Raw genomic sequence first — 14,394 nt, 5'->3', positions numbered from 1 at the left:
CGAGTCGGGGAACCGTGACGACGTCCATCGAAGGCAGGATCGCCGAGGAACTCGGCGTACGGGAGCGGCAGGTCAAGGCGGCCGTGGACTTGCTCGACGGCGGGTCCACCGTGCCGTTCATCGCGCGCTACCGCAAAGAAGCGACCGAGATGCTCGACGACGCGCAGTTGCGCACGCTCGAAGAGCGCCTGCGGTACTTGCGGGAGTTGGAGGACCGGCGGGCGGCGATCCTTGAGTCCGTACGGGAGCAGGGCAAGCTGGACGCGACCTTGGAGGCGCAGATCCGCAGCGCCGACACCAAGGCGCGGTTGGAGGACATCTATCTGCCGTTCAAGCCCAAGCGGCGCACCAAGGCGCAGATCGCCCGCGAGGCGGGGTTGGAGCCACTGGCCGAGAGACTCCTCACCGACCCGACGGTGGAGCCGCTGACGGCCGCTGCGCCCTTCGTGGACGCGGACAAGGGCGTTGCCGATCAGGCCGCGGCGCTGGAGGGCGCCCGATCGATCCTGACGGAGAAGTTCTCGGAGGACGCCGATCTGATCGGTGAGCTGAGGGAACGCATGTGGACGCGGGGCCGGGTGGCCGCGAAGGTGCGCGAGGGCAAGGAGGAGGCGGGGGCGAAGTTCGCCGACTACTTCGACTTCGCGGAACCGTTCACGGAGCTGCCGTCGCACCGGGTGCTGGCCATGCTGCGGGGCGAGAAGGAGGATGTCCTCGACCTCACGCTGGAGCCGGACACGCCGTCCCAGGAGCCGGGACCCTCCGCCTACGAGAACGCGATCGCGCGTCGCTTCGGAGTCGCCGACCGCGGTCGTCCCGGCGACAAGTGGCTCGCGGACACCGTGCGCTGGGCCTGGCGGACACGGGTGCTGGTGCACCTCGGCATCGATCTTCGGCTGCGTCTGCGGACGGCCGCCGAGGACGAGGCGGTGCGGGTGTTCGCGGCGAACCTGCGCGATCTGCTGCTCGCCGCACCGGCGGGAACGCGTGCGACGCTGGGGCTCGACCCCGGTTTCCGTACGGGTGTGAAGGTGGCCGTCGTGGATGCGACGGGCAAGGTGGTCGCCACGGACACGATCTATCCGCACGTGCCCGCCAACAAGTGGGACCAGGCGCTGGAGCGGCTGGCACAGCTCGCCCGGGAGCACGCGGTCGACCTCGTCGCGATCGGCAACGGCACGGCGTCCCGTGAGACGGACAAGCTCGCGGGTGAACTCATCGCCCGCCACCCCGAGTTGAACCTGACGAAGGTGATGGTCTCGGAGGCGGGGGCATCGGTCTACTCGGCCTCGGCGTTCGCCTCGCAGGAGTTGCCGAGCCTCGATGTGTCGTTGCGGGGTGCCGTCTCGATCGCGCGCCGGTTGCAGGACCCGCTGGCCGAGTTGGTGAAGATCGACCCGAAGTCGATCGGTGTCGGCCAGTACCAGCACGACCTGTCCGAGGTGAAGCTGTCGCGCTCGTTGGACACGGTGGTCGAGGACTGTGTGAACGGTGTCGGTGTGGACGTCAACACGGCTTCCACTCCCCTGCTCTCCCGGGTCTCCGGCATCGGTGCGGGTCTCGCGGAGAACATCGTGGCGCACCGGGACGCCCATGGCCCCTTCCGGTCACGCAGGGCGCTCAAGGACGTGGCGCGGCTCGGTCCGAAGGCGTACGAGCAGTGTGCGGGCTTCCTGCGGATCCGGGACGGCGAGGACCCGCTGGACGCCTCCAGCGTGCACCCCGAGGCGTATCCGGTGGTGCGCCGCATGGTGAAGACGACCGGTGGCGCGGTCGCGTCGCTGATCGGCAACACGGGTGTGCTGAAGTCGCTGCGGGCCGACGACTTCGTGGACGAGACGTTCGGATTGCCGACGGTGACGGACATCCTGCGGGAGTTGGAGAAGCCCGGTCGGGATCCGAGGCCGGCGTTCCGTACGGCTTCCTTCAAGGAGGGCGTGGAGAAGATCGGCGATCTGGCGCCGGGGATGGTCCTCGAAGGCGTGGTCACCAATGTCGCGGCCTTCGGTGCGTTCGTCGACATCGGGGTGCACCAGGACGGTCTGGTCCATGTGTCGGCGATGTCCCGGACGTTCGTGAAGGATCCGCGGGAGGTGGCCAAGCCGGGTGACGTCGTCAAGGTGAAGGTCATTGACGTGGACATTCCGCGCAAGCGGATCGCGTTGACACTGCGGCTCGACGACGAGGCGGCGCCGAAGAAGGCGGAGGGAGGCGGACGCACACCAAGAGATCGAGGCGACCGCACTGACCGCAGCGACCGTGCTGACCGCAGCGACCGTGCTGACCGCGGCGGACGCAACGAACGCGGGCAGCAGCGCCGTCAGCAGGGTGGGCGCGGTGGTGACCGCCAGGTGCCGGCGCCGACGAACAGTGCGATGGCGGACGCGCTGCGCAAGGCGGGGCTGACCGGGCCCGATCGGCGGCGCTGACCCCTTCGCTTGCGACGGACCGTGGGGGTCGGGCTCCCGGCTTCCACGGTCAGCTCTCGGTGATCCTTCCGTCGACCACTTCGATGCGTCGGGTAGTGCGCACCGCCGCCAGCATCCGGCGGTCGTGGGTCACCAGGAGCAGTGTTCCCTCGTAGCGGTCGAGCGCCGCTTCCAACTGTTCGATGGCGGGCAGGTCGAGGTGGTTGGTCGGCTCGTCGAGGACGAGGAGGTTGACCCCGCGGCACTGGAGCAGCGCGAGTGCGGCGCGGGTGCGCTCGCCGGGTGAGAGCGTCGTCGCCGGGCGCAGTACGTGGTCGGCGGTGAGGCCGAACTTGGCGAGCAGGGTGCGGACGTCTGCCGGTGGGGTGTCCGGGACGGCGGCTTCGAAGGCGTTGAGCAGGGTTTCGGGACCGTGGAAGAGGGCCCTGGCCTGGTCGACCTCGCCGACGACGACACCGGGGCCGAGTGCGGCATGGCCCGCGTCCAGGGGCAGCCGTCCCAGGAGGGCGGCGAGGAGGGTGGACTTGCCGGAGCCGTTGGCCCCGGTGATGACGACCCGGTCCGCCCAGTCGATCTGGAGCGTGAGCGGCCCGCAGTGGAAGTCGCCGCGGCGGACCTCCGCCTGTTGCAGGGTGGCCACGACCGATCCGGAGCGGGGTGCGGCGGCGATCTCCATCCGCAACTCCCACTCCTTGCGGGGTTCTGCGACCACGTCCAGTCGTTCGATCATGCGTTGTGTCTGGCGCGCCTTGGCCGCCTGCTTCTCGCTGGATTCGCTACGGAACTTCCGTCCGAGCTTGTCGTTGTCACCGGCCTTGCGCCGGGCGTTCTTGACGCCCTTGTCCATCCAGGACCGCTGCATCCGGGCGCGGCCTTCGAGGGCCGCCCGCTTGTCGGCGTACTCGTCGAACTCCTCGCGGGCGTGCCGCCGGGCGGCGTCGCGTTCTTCCAGGTAGGAGTCGTAGCCGCCGCCGTACAGGGTGATGTGGCGTTGGGCGAGGTCGAGTTCCAGGACCTTGGTGACGGTACGGGTGAGGAACTCGCGGTCGTGGCTGACCACGACCGTGCCCGCGCGCAGTTGGCGGACAAAGCTCTCCAACCGCTCCAGGCCCTCCAGGTCGAGGTCGTTCGTCGGCTCGTCGAGGAGGAAGACGTCGTAGCGGGAGAGCAGCAGGGAGGCGAGTCCCGCACGGGCTGCCTGGCCGCCGGAGAGTGCGGTCATCGGGAGGTCGAGGACGCATCGGCCGCTGGAGAGCCCGAGCGAGGCGGCGATCTCATCGGCGCGTTCGTCGAGATCGGCACCGCCGAGCGCGAGCCAGCGCTCCAGGCCGGTGGAGTAGTCGTCGTCGGCTCCGGGGGATCCATCGGCGAGCGCCTGCGCGGCCCGGTCCATCTCCTCCTGGGCGGCGGCGACGCCGGTGCGGCGGGCGAGGAATGCACGCACCGACTCCCCCGGTCGGCGTTCCGGCTCCTGCGGGAGGTGGCCGACCGTCGCGGTCGGCGGGGAGAGGCGCAGCTCGCCCTCCTCGGGCACCTCCAGGCCGGCGAGCAGCCGCAGCAGGGTGGACTTGCCCGCGCCGTTGACACCGACGAGCCCGATCACATCGCCGGGCGCGACAACGAGATCGAGGGAGGAGAACAGGGAGCGGGCGCCGTGGCCTGCGGCGAGGTCCTTGGCGACGAGGGTGGCAGTCATCAGACGCCGATTCTACGGCTCGCCCTCCTGCTGGTGACCGGCACCGGTGCCGTCGGCCCTGCGGCACGTCGGCAGGGCCGACGGATGGCCGGGGGGGTAGGGCGGGCCGGTGGGTCACCGCGGGACGGGAGCGACCAGGGCGGTGTCCATCGATCGGGCCACCAGGTAGGACTGCCCCTTGTTCGCACGCGGCGGCAGTGGAACACGGTGTTCCCCCACATCGAGCGTCCCGGTGAAGACGGCCTGCTCGTGGGTGCGGTACAGCCGATCGAGCCGGTACGCCATGACCAGCACCTCGCAGGGCGAGGCCACGGTCAGCAGGGCTTCGCCCTCGCTGACGCTCAGCTCGGTGAGTCTGGGGGCCTCCCACGGCCCGCGGGGGAAGGCTCCTTCGATCTGGGCCACCAGGACGGGGATGACCGGGGCCAGCCCGTCGACGAAGGTGACGTCCGCTCCGGCGGCCGTGAACGCCGCCCGTACGCTCGCGCGCTCCTCGACCCCGACCGCACGGCCGAAGGCGACCACTCCGTAGGTGCGCAGTTCCTCGGCCGGGACCCGGGCGGCATCGCGGGAGATGTCGGCGCCCACTCCGATGGTGCGCAGGGCGGCGGCGAGTTTGCGCAGCACGGAGGCGCGGGCACCGATCAGCAGTACCCGTCGGCGCGGCGGCCTGAGGGGGGAAGCGGAGACGTCCGCGCTCGTGGCTGCGATCAGTCGCTCCAGCTCGGCCCGATAAGTGCCGCCGTGGAAGCGGAACGGCCCGAGCCCCTCGTAGCCCTCGCGTTCCAGATCGGCGTGCTCGGATGTCTGCCAGGCGAAGTCGCGCCAGACGACGTCGTCGCCGTCGCGCTCGATGACGGCCGTGACCGCGCCGCAGCCGAGGTCCGCGCACTCGGGGCAGGCGTAGATGACACAACGGCCGCCCTCCAGGGGTGCGGGGGCGTCGAGGAGCAGGGTGCGTACCTCCGCGGTGAAGATCGCCGGGGGTACGTCGGATGCCAGCGGGGAGACCGCATCGAGATCGCTGAGCTGGAACAGCAGCGGTTGGCCGCCGACGATGAAGTCCATGAAGTCCCGATGCGTCTTGAAGACGCCGCTTGCGAGAACTCCCCCGGCCCGCATCGCCGGTGCCAACCCGAAGGTGGTGTACTCGGCAGACATGCCCTGAGTATCCCCTCGGTCACGCGGTTCACCACGTGGTGGAGCACATTCGCTACCGTCCCTTCATGAACCCTGATGCGGTGGTGGTGGGGGGCGGCGTCAGCGGGCTGATGACCGCCGTGCTCCTGGCGGAGCGGGGGCATCGCGTGCGTGTGTGGACGCGCGATGACATAGCCGGGACGACGTCGTCGGTGGCGGGCGCGCTGTGGTGGCCGTATCGGATCGAGCCGAAGGAACTGGTCGCGGCGTGGTCGACGGCGACCTGGGAGCGCATGGTGCGGTGGGCCGAGCAGCCGGACCGGACCGGGGTCCGGTTGGTGTCCGGGATCATGGCCGGGACCCGGCTGGAAAAGGTGGACGCCTGGACGCGGCGGGCCGGGGAGCTCAGGACCGCCCGCCCGGACGAGTTGCCGTCCGGACATCTGGAGGGGGTGTGGGCACGGCTGCCGCTCGTTGACATGCCGGTCCATCTGGCCTGGTTGCGGAGGAGATTGGAGTCGTCCGGCGGCACGGTCGAGTTCCGTCGGGTGCGGCACCTGGACGAAGCAACGGCGGCGGCACCGTTGGTGGTCAACTGCGCGGGGCTCGGGGCGCGGGAGTTGGCCGGGGACGACGGTCTGGTCGCGGTCCGCGGTCAGGTGGTGTGGGTGGAGAATCCCGGCATCCGGGAGTGGCTGGTCCTACCGGACGGCGGCCCTGACGGGGGCCCGGAGCAGCTCACGTATCTCTTTCCGCAGCCGGGACGGCTGGTCCTGGGTGGCACGGCGCAGGACGGGGACGAGAACGGCGAGCCCGATCCGGCGACGGCACGGGAGATCGTGGCCCGGTGCGCCCGCCACCACCCGGCGATCGCGGACGCCCGGGTGCTGGGCCATCGCGTGGGGCTGCGGCCGGCCAGGGCTGCGGGGGTGCGCATCGAGTCGGAACCGCTGGCCGGCGGCGGGCTGTTGGTGCACAACTACGGTCACGGCGGGGCCGGTCTCACCGTTGGTTGGGGCTGTGCGCGGGCTGCTGTGGCCCTCGTACCCCGGCGCTGACGACGTCTGCCCCCGCGTCCCGGGCCGTGGAACAAGTGCCACGGGCGCCGCTCTCGGTTCACCTCGCGAGGGATCAGCGCCGGGTGGTACTGGCCCGTACCCGCAGTTGGCTCGGCACCACGGCAGGGCGGTCGACCTGCTGGCCGCCCAGCCGTTTGAGCAGCATGCCGACCGCGGCGCCCGCCTGGTCGGCGGGGCGCAGGTCGATGGCGGTGATGGGCGGATCGGACTGCTGTGCGAAGCGGTTGTCGATGCCGATCGCCAGCATCACATCGTCGGGGATGCGCACGCCCCGTTCGCGGCAGGCACGGGTCACGCCCTCGCTGTACTGCTCCGCGGAGGCGATCAGCGCGTCCGGAGGCTCGTCGGCGTCGAGCAAGGCGCAGGCGGCACGGTAGGAGTCCGCCTCCAGTCGGTCGACGGAGACATGGGCGACCAGGGGACGGAGTTCTCGTTCGGTGCACCAGGACTGGTAGGCGTCCTCCCCTTCCAATGTCCAGGCCCAGGAGGAGCGCGCCGAGAGCAGGGCGATCCTGCGCGCGCCGCCCTGGTGGAGGTGGTCGAGCAGATCGCGCATGTTCTGCTCGTTGTCACCGGAGACGTAGAAGGGGCGTTCGGGGCGCTCCGGGTCGCGTTCGATGGAGACCACCGGGATACCCATGCCCTCCAGCATGTCGATGCGCGGGTCGCTCGCCGCAGGGTCGCAGAGCACCACCCCGTCCGGGCCGATCAGCCGCCACTCGTCCTCGGTGCTGATCCGGGGCGTCAGCATCAGGGCGTACCCCTCGCTGAAGGCGGCGCGGGCCGAGCCGGACGCGATCGTCATGTAGTAGTCGAGGCCGATCATGTCGTACTCGTTGCCGCTGACGTCACGGTGTGGGAGGACGAGGGCGATGGTGCCGGTACGGCCGTGGCGGAACGCCTGCGCCACCCGGCTGGGACGGTAGCCGAGCGCGTTGGCCGTCTGCCGGATCCGCTCGCGGGTCTCCTCGCGGAGCTTGCCCTTGTTGTTGAGCGCATCGGAGACGGTCGTCACCGACACCCCGGCCGCTGCGGCGACATCACGGATCGTCACCCGACCGACCGAGGGCTTGGTCACCTTCACCACGGAATCACCAGATTCACTCGGAGCCCTGCTGGAGACGAGGGCGAATCGCTCGGAACCGACGCGGACGTCGTGGGGCGCGAGGAGCCGCGCATGTATGCATACGGTACGACGGGCGGGGCGGGAGGGGGACGGATGTCGAGGGTCCGATTTCCCGTGCCGGCCCCCGCCCTGCCCGTACGGCGTTCAGCTCGACCTCACCGGCTCGGGTGCCGGTGCGGTCCACATCGTGCCGACGCGGCTGGCCACCACGCGTCCGCCGCGCACCGACCAGCGGGGCCCGGGCTCGTTGCGCAGTGCGTCCGTCTTGGTCGTGGCCGCCAGGACCACGAAGTCGGCGGGGCCACCGGTGCGCAGTTCGTCGTGCGGAACACCGACGGCGCGGGCGGCGTGCTCCGTGATCAGGCGCCAAGCGGTCTCGATGCCCTCGTCGTCCTCGTCGCTGAGCGGGAAGGCGTGCCAGGCCAGCCGGGCGAGGTCGAGCGGATCGAGGTTGCCGAAGGGTTCCCAGTTGTCCTGGAGGTTCCCGGTGCCGATCGCCACGGTGACCCCGGCCGCCAGAAGTTCGGCCGCGCGGGAGACGCCCCGGTACGGATACGAGCCGGAGAGGTTGGTCGGGCACACGGTCACGGCGATCTGTGCCTCGGCGACCTTGGCGATCACTCGGCGGGCGTCGTCGTCGGGGTAGGTCTCCAAGGCGCCCACGTGGTTGGCGTTGACGAGCCCCTGCATCCCGTGGGCGAGGGTGCGTTCTGCGAGGGGTTCAAGCAGCCGCTCGGTGGGGTCGGTGAAGTAGTCGATGTTGATGTCGATGCCGACGCCGAACCGTTCGGCCAGGGCGAACACCTGGTCGAGGTGGGAGATCTGGTCCTCGTAGGACCGTTCGTTGTTGGGCCAGCCACCGACCCGATGGGCTCCGGAGGCGAGGGCCGCGGCGACGAGGTCGTAGGCGCCCGGGTCCTGGACCAGTCCCTCCTGGGGAAATGCGGTCACCCGGAGGTCGAGCAGGTCCAGGTGCTTCTCCCGGGCGTCCATGACTCCCTCGAACGAGGTCAGTCCGGTGACGCTGTCGATGTCGGCCTGCCCCGCGACCGTGGCGATGCCCTGGGCGGCTGCCAGCCGCAGGAAGTCGCCCGCCCTTCCGGCGACTTCCTCCCGGGTAAAGGTGGCTTTGAGGTCACGCTGCCGCTGCATCAGGGCGGGTCGGTCGGTGAGCCGGGCGGGCAGCCCCAGTGGGGCGATGAGCCGGCGGCTGAGTGCCTTGTCGGGATGGCTGTGCGGCTCGGTGAAGGCGGGGGTGAGCAGTCCGCCGCGGGCGACGATCCGTTCCACGGCGGCGATGTCCGTGCCGACGCCGGGACCCAGTGCGGCGATGCGCCCCTCGCGGACGACGACGTCGACGATCCGCCCGTCGAGCGTCGCGCCCTCGACGACCAGTTCCGCGGAGGTCGGTGCGGTGGGGTTCTCAGAAGCCGTCACGGTTGATGTCCTTGTAGAGGAGGTACGAGGGGCGGGTGCTCCCGGTCGCGTAGAAGGACTGGGGGCAGTAGGGCGCCATGTAGATGAAGTCGCCGGCCGAGACTTCGACGTGGTCGTCGCCGAGGTAGTAGACGCCTTCGCCCTCGGTCATGTAGAGGCCGTGTTCCTGGTGGTGGACCTCGACCATCTGGAACCGGGAACCCACCTCGAACCGCATGAAGTTCATCGCCATGTCGTAGCGCTCGTCGAGCGGGAGCAGTGGGGCGTAGGTGCCGCCGATGGTGTCGTCCGGGTGGTGGGTGACGTCGTCGACGTGTCCGATCACCACCTCCGGGTCGGCGACGCCCGCCACCCGTTCGTAGCGGCGCTTGACCCAGAGCACCCGGGAGGCGCCCGGGGTCTCGATGGAGAACTCGACCCCCTCGGGGAAGAAGGCGAAGCCGCCCGGTGTCAGGGTGGCGGTGTGGGTGTCGGCGCCGATGTGCGCCTCGCCGTCGAGTACGTACAGGAAGTTCTCGAAGCCGGCGCCGAGGGGACGGGTGCTCCTGCCTCCCGGCTCGAACTCCAGCAGGTATTCGCCGAAGCGCGCGGGCAGTGAGCGTGGGGTGGCGAGCGGCATGGCGTTGACGCCGGTCAGATGGGGAAGGGCGTTCTCGACCAGGTTCTCCGGGCACATCAGGGTGTAGGCGGCCCGGACACGGCCCCGGCTGGCGCTGACGTGGTGGACGGTCGGGTTCGTCATGGTCAACTCCTTGATGGAAGGCTGGGTGTGCGGTACTGGCCGTCGGCGAGGACGGTGAGGCCGTCCGCGTGGACGCTGGGGCGCTCGACGACCATGTCGACGTGGACCGGGGACTCCCAGTCCGCACCCGTGTACTCGGGGAAGGGGTGGCCGAAGGCGATGTGCACCCCGGGCACGTTCTCGTCGAACAGCAGGTTTCCGGTGATCGCGGGCAGGGACCGGTTGGTGCCCAGGGCAAATTCGCCCAGGCGCAGTCCACCGGGGGCCTCGCCGAGCCATGTCCGCAGTCGTACGGCCAACGTTTCGTCGGGGTGGTCGAACGCCACGGCCGAGCCGTCGGCGACCTCGATCAACAGCGGTTCGGCGAGCAGTCCTGACTCGGCGTTGAAGGGGTAGCCGACGACGGAGACGGCGAGTATTCCGTCGGCGGTGAGCGGGGTGCAGAACACCTCGCCCTGCGGCAGCCTGCCGCCCTGTCCACCGCATTGGTAGAGGCCCGTGAAGGGGGTCCAGGGCCGCTCGGGAGCACAGGTCAGGGAGAGATCGGTACCGGTGGCGCTGGTGATGCGCGCGGACCGGGTGCCGGTGAGGAGATCGCGGACCTGGAGGGTGAACCGGGCGACCTCGGTGTAGTCGACGGCCATGCCGATGCCGAGGGCGATGTCGTCGAGCGCGGGCATGTGGGCGTGCCGGGCACCGAGGCGTTCGAGGTGTTCCCAGAACGTCGGGTCCCAGGCGAGCAGATCGCCGGGGTCGGCCGCCGCGAACACGGTGACGGTCGGACGGTGGGCGTCGAGCTCGCGCCCGATCTCGTGTCGGGCCGCCTCATAGCCCGCGGCGACATCGGGGATGACGGCCACGGATACGCTGGTCAGGGTCTTGGCCTGGGCGGCGATGACCTCGGCCAGCGGGCGGGTCGCGCGGTCGGTCAGTACGAGCACCCGGTCACCGCCGGTACAGGCCAGACAGGTGCGCATCAACTCGGCAGCCCCGGCGACCACGTCGGGTAGCGGTGTCGTCGGCTCGCTCATCGCGCCTCCTCGTTCGATGCCGGGGCGGGGGCGACGGGCCCTGCCAGGGGAAGGAACCGTCCCGTCCCCTTGGCGGCGATGACTTCGCCGTCCAGGGCCACGGTCACTCCGCGCACCACCGTCCGGACGACCTTGACCATGCTGGTGCGACCGTCGTACGGCGACCACTGATCCGCGGCGTGCTGCTGCTCCGCGGCGCTGACCACCCAGGGGGCGTCGAGGTCGAGCAGGGCGAAGTCGGCGTCCAGACCGACGGCCACCGCGCCCTTGGTCGTCTGCGCACCCACGAGTCGTGCCGGTCCGCTCGTCATCAGCGGCACGATCTCGGTCAGCGCCATACCGCGGGCAATGGCCTCGCTGATGACGAGGGGGGCGTACTCCTGCACGCTTTGGATGCCGAAGGGGCAGCCGAAGACGTCCTCGTCGGCGATGAGTTTGTCGGCGCGGTCGTAGGGACAGTGGTCGGAGACGATCGCATGGACCTGGCCCGAGCGCACCCGGTCCCACAGCTCTTCCACCTGGTGCGCATCGCGCAGCGGCGGCGCACAGACACCGAATCCGCCCAGGTGGGGCAGTTCCGATGCGGTCAGGAGCAGATGGTGGGCGGTGACCTCGCAGGTCGCGTCGAGACCCTCGGCACGGGCCTCGGTGACCAGGTCGATGGCCTCGGGCGTGGAGAGGTGGACGAGGTGGACGGCGCAGCCGGTCGACCGGGCCAGCCGTAGGACCTCGCGCACGGCGTTGATCTCCGTGGCCGGTGGGCGGGCCTCCAGCAGGGCGGCGAAGTCGGTGCGACCCGCGGCCCGTAGGGCGGCTTCGCCGTGGGCGAGCGCGTCCCGGTCCTCCGCGTGCACCAGCACCCGGGCGCCGAGCCGTGCGGCAGTCGTCATTCCGGTGAGCAGATCGGTCTCGGTGGCGGGGGGAAAGTCCATGTCGTTCTCGGGCAGGAACGCCTTGAAACCGGGTGCGCCGAGTCGGTGCTGACCGGCCATCTCGTCCAGCGAGGGCCGGGTGAGGGCGCCCCAGAGGCCGAAGTCGACGACGGCTCCGGTGGCGGCCTGCCGGGTCTTGGCCTCGTAGCGGGCGGCGGTGGTGGTCGGCGGGTCGGAGAAGGGGTGCTCGACGACGAAGGTGACGCCGCCGGCCGCCGCGGACCGCGTTCCGGTGTGGAAGTCGTCCGTCAAGGAGATGCCGGGGACGTCGAAGTGGACATGGAGGTCGATCACACCGGGGATCAGATGCAGTCCGGTGGCGTCGATGCGCCGGGGGGCGTTGACGGCGGTGGCCGGGGGGACGATGGCCGACACCTGTCCGTCGCTGACCAGCACGGTGGCGGGGCGAGCGCCTTCCGGGGTGACGACGGTGGCTCCGGTGATCGCGAGGTCGCAGCGGTCGACGGATGCGGCGTTGTGTTGCACGGCGTTTCGACCCGCGTGTCCACGGGGCAGTCCGGTGACGCGTGCTGCTGCCTTCGTCGGGTCAGCCGCCCGGGGCGTGCGCACGGCGCGCGGAAGCGATGCGGACTCGCCGGCCGTGTGGGGGGCGGGGGTGTACGAGGTCATGGGGCCACCGGTTCCACGATGCGGCTGCCGGTGTCCCGGCGACTCACCACCCGCCCGCGCCGCAGTGTGGTGCGCGCTCCGGGGGTGTTGGCGATGGCCGTGGCCCGGTCGGGTGCGTCGAGCAGCACCAGATCGGCGTCCTCGCCCACTTCGATGTCACCGCCGCGCCCGCCGATTGCGACGGCCGCCTGGCCGCTGACCATGTCCCAGACGGTGTCGACCGCTCCCTCGTCATGGAACCCGGCACCGAGGAACGTCATCTGCGCCCGGTCCAGCGGATCGAGGGTGCCCAGCGGGTACCAGCCGTCGTTCATGTTGTCGCTGCCGGCGGCCACGGTCACTCCGGCGGCCATGAGTTCCTGGGGGCGGGACAGCCCGCGGGGGCCGCCGTCCAGCAGGTTCAGCGGAACGACCACGATCTTGATGTCGGCCTCGGCGACGGCGGCGATGACCCGGGCCGCGTCGGCTTCTGCGTACACCTCAAGACCACAGCAGTGGCTGGCCAGAACCCGGCCCTGGTAGCCACGGCGTGCGGTCTCCTCGGCGATGTACTCCAACATGGTCTCGGCGGCGTCGATCATGCAGTCGGCGTGGATGTCGACGTCCACGTCGAAGCGTTCGGCGAGGTCGAAGATCTCGCGGACATTGGCCCGCTGGGCCTCCACGGTGTCTTCGACGTTGGGCCAGCCGCCGATGAGGTCGGCGCCCGACGTCAGTGCCTCCACCAGCAGACGGCGGGAGTCGGGGTCCCGGTCGAGCCCCTCCTGTGGGAAGGCGACGATCTCCACGTCCATCAGATGGGCCACCTGTTCACGGGCGGCCAGCACCCCGTGCAGTCCCCGCAGCCCGGAGTGCGAGTCGACGTCGACATTGGCCCGCAGGGTGGTGACGCCGTTCGCGGACGCCAGTTTCAGCGCCCGCACCGCGCGCTCGGTGACGTCCTCGACGGTGAAGCCGGTCTTGATCAGTCGGGCGCGTTCGAACGAGTCCTTTGCTTCGCCGGGCGCGAGGCTGCGGCTGTACGCCTTGTCCGGGTGGTAGTGGGGTTCGGTGAAGGACCGGGAGACCAGTTTGCCACCGGCGTCTAGGACGTCCGCGGCCTCGGCGGCGATCGAGCCGCTCGGTACGACGGCGATCACCTTGCCATCGCGTATGTGCAGGTCAACGGGCTCGTCGCGGCCGTGGACGCGTCCGCTTCGGATCAGCAGATCGAGTGCGAAGGACATGGCGCTGTCACCACTCCCATTCATTGGCGGGGACGGGGATGTCGGACGGATGGGCCACCACCGCCGCGAGCCCCGCCCGTAGGGCGGAGACCTGGAGCGCGAGGGACATGCTGGGGCCGTTGTGTCCGATGCGGGCCACGTGTTCCGGGGTGTCGGGCAGATGGACGAAACCGCAGCGGGTGGGCAGCCCGGCCCGGGCGGTCAGATGCAGTGCGGTGTACATGACGGCGTTGCAGCCGTGGGTGGAGGCCGAGTTGGAAATCAGCGCGGGCACTCCGGCCGCGCGCATAGCCGTGGCCATGGCCTTGATGGGCAGGGTCGCGAGGTAGGCGGCCGGCCCGTCGGCGTAGAGGGGCTCACCGGCGGGCCTGCGGCCGTCCTCGGCGAACTGGAAGTCCTCCACGTTGACCGCGGTGCGCTCCACGGTGACGGTGGTCCGTCCCGAGAAGACACCGCACGAGATCACCGCGGCGGGCGGCTCGTCCGTGCGCAGCAGTGGCAGGAGGGCTTCCTCCGGGCGCTCACCCCACAGGAGACTGCGGCCGACCACCCGGTGGCCGTCGATCTCCTCGCCGTCGAGGGCGAGGGCGACGGCGGAGCTGGGGTTGGCGGCGTAGTGCAGCTCGGTCCGGGAGGCCAGGGTGCCGAAGGCGCCGTTCCCGGTCACCAGAATCCAGGGCAGGGTCATCACACATCTTCCGATGGATGGAATGCTCAGATCGTCAGGCGGAAGACCAAACAGCCGCCATGGCTCAGCATCATGGCGCACGAAAGACAGAAAAGAAACGTTTCTTTTTCTCAAAGAAACGTTTCTTTCAGAGTCTTGACCCCGTGAATCCGCGGGTGTTAACTGCCGCACAACAAGCCGAGCACGATGGCTCCGCAGCGCAGCCGAGACGTTGGTGATACCCCCGCCGGGATGGCTC

The 14,394-nt window shown here is 70.4% G+C and carries 11 protein-coding genes; 2 read left to right on the top strand and 9 right to left on the bottom strand.

Annotation, left to right across the window (positions count from 1 at the left end):
- Positions 1 to 14 precede the first annotated feature (14 nt).
- Positions 15 to 2,429, top strand: a complete 2,415-nt coding sequence (locus tag OID54_RS31395; protein WP_329025062.1) for a Tex family protein — start codon at positions 15 to 17, stop codon at positions 2,427 to 2,429.
- A 49-nt stretch (positions 2,430 to 2,478) separates the two neighbouring features.
- Here the strand turns inward: OID54_RS31395 and OID54_RS31390 are convergent, their stop codons facing one another.
- Positions 2,479 to 4,125, bottom strand: coding sequence for an ABC-F family ATP-binding cassette domain-containing protein (locus OID54_RS31390; protein WP_329025060.1), 1,647 nt, complete (start codon positions 4,123 to 4,125; stop codon positions 2,479 to 2,481).
- Positions 4,126 to 4,239: 114 nt separating this feature from the next.
- Positions 4,240 to 5,286, bottom strand: a complete 1,047-nt coding sequence (locus OID54_RS31385) for an oxidoreductase (protein ID WP_329025059.1) — start codon at positions 5,284 to 5,286, stop codon at positions 4,240 to 4,242.
- A gap of 65 nt (positions 5,287 to 5,351) precedes the next feature.
- Here OID54_RS31385 and OID54_RS31380 point away from each other — a divergent pair, with 65 nt between their 5' ends.
- Complete coding sequence (locus OID54_RS31380; RefSeq protein ID WP_329025057.1) at positions 5,352 to 6,323, top strand: FAD-dependent oxidoreductase; 972 nt, start codon at positions 5,352 to 5,354, stop codon at positions 6,321 to 6,323.
- A gap of 73 nt (positions 6,324 to 6,396) precedes the next feature.
- Here the strand turns inward: OID54_RS31380 and OID54_RS31375 are convergent, their stop codons facing one another.
- From OID54_RS31375 to OID54_RS31345, 7 genes are all read right to left on the bottom strand, one after another.
- On the bottom strand, positions 6,397 to 7,422 hold the full coding sequence (locus OID54_RS31375) for a LacI family DNA-binding transcriptional regulator (RefSeq protein ID WP_329025056.1): 1,026 nt from the start codon (positions 7,420 to 7,422) through the stop codon (positions 6,397 to 6,399).
- A gap of 192 nt (positions 7,423 to 7,614) precedes the next feature.
- The gene (locus OID54_RS31370) at positions 7,615 to 8,907 is read right to left on the bottom strand and encodes an amidohydrolase family protein (RefSeq protein WP_329025054.1); all 1,293 of its coding nucleotides are present in this window, start codon (positions 8,905 to 8,907) and stop codon (positions 7,615 to 7,617) included.
- Positions 8,894 to 9,649 (bottom strand): (S)-ureidoglycine aminohydrolase, encoded by a 756-nt coding sequence (gene allE, locus OID54_RS31365; RefSeq protein WP_329025052.1) that lies wholly within the window; start codon positions 9,647 to 9,649, stop codon positions 8,894 to 8,896. The genes OID54_RS31370 and allE overlap by 14 nt, the downstream gene beginning before the upstream one ends.
- A 2-nt stretch (positions 9,650 to 9,651) precedes the next feature.
- A complete protein-coding gene (locus tag OID54_RS31360; protein ID WP_329025051.1) occupies positions 9,652 to 10,680 on the bottom strand; it encodes an aminopeptidase in 1,029 nt (342 codons plus the stop codon).
- Positions 10,677 to 12,242, bottom strand: a complete 1,566-nt coding sequence (gene allB / locus OID54_RS31355; protein WP_329025049.1) for an allantoinase AllB — start codon at positions 12,240 to 12,242, stop codon at positions 10,677 to 10,679. Before allB ends, OID54_RS31360 begins: the two co-directional genes overlap by 4 nt.
- Positions 12,239 to 13,468, bottom strand: a complete 1,230-nt coding sequence (locus OID54_RS31350) for an amidohydrolase family protein (RefSeq protein WP_329025047.1) — start codon at positions 13,466 to 13,468, stop codon at positions 12,239 to 12,241. The genes allB and OID54_RS31350 overlap by 4 nt, the downstream gene beginning before the upstream one ends.
- A gap of 7 nt (positions 13,469 to 13,475) precedes the next feature.
- The gene (locus OID54_RS31345) at positions 13,476 to 14,156 is read right to left on the bottom strand and encodes a pyroglutamyl-peptidase I family protein (RefSeq protein WP_329025045.1); all 681 of its coding nucleotides are present in this window, start codon (positions 14,154 to 14,156) and stop codon (positions 13,476 to 13,478) included.
- Between the last annotated feature and the right edge of the window lie 238 nt (positions 14,157 to 14,394).

The sequence above is a fragment of the Streptomyces sp. NBC_00690 genome, from assembly GCF_036226685.1.
Taxonomy (GTDB): domain Bacteria; phylum Actinomycetota; class Actinomycetes; order Streptomycetales; family Streptomycetaceae; genus Streptomyces.
This window is presented reverse-complemented; position numbering and strand designations above follow the sequence as displayed.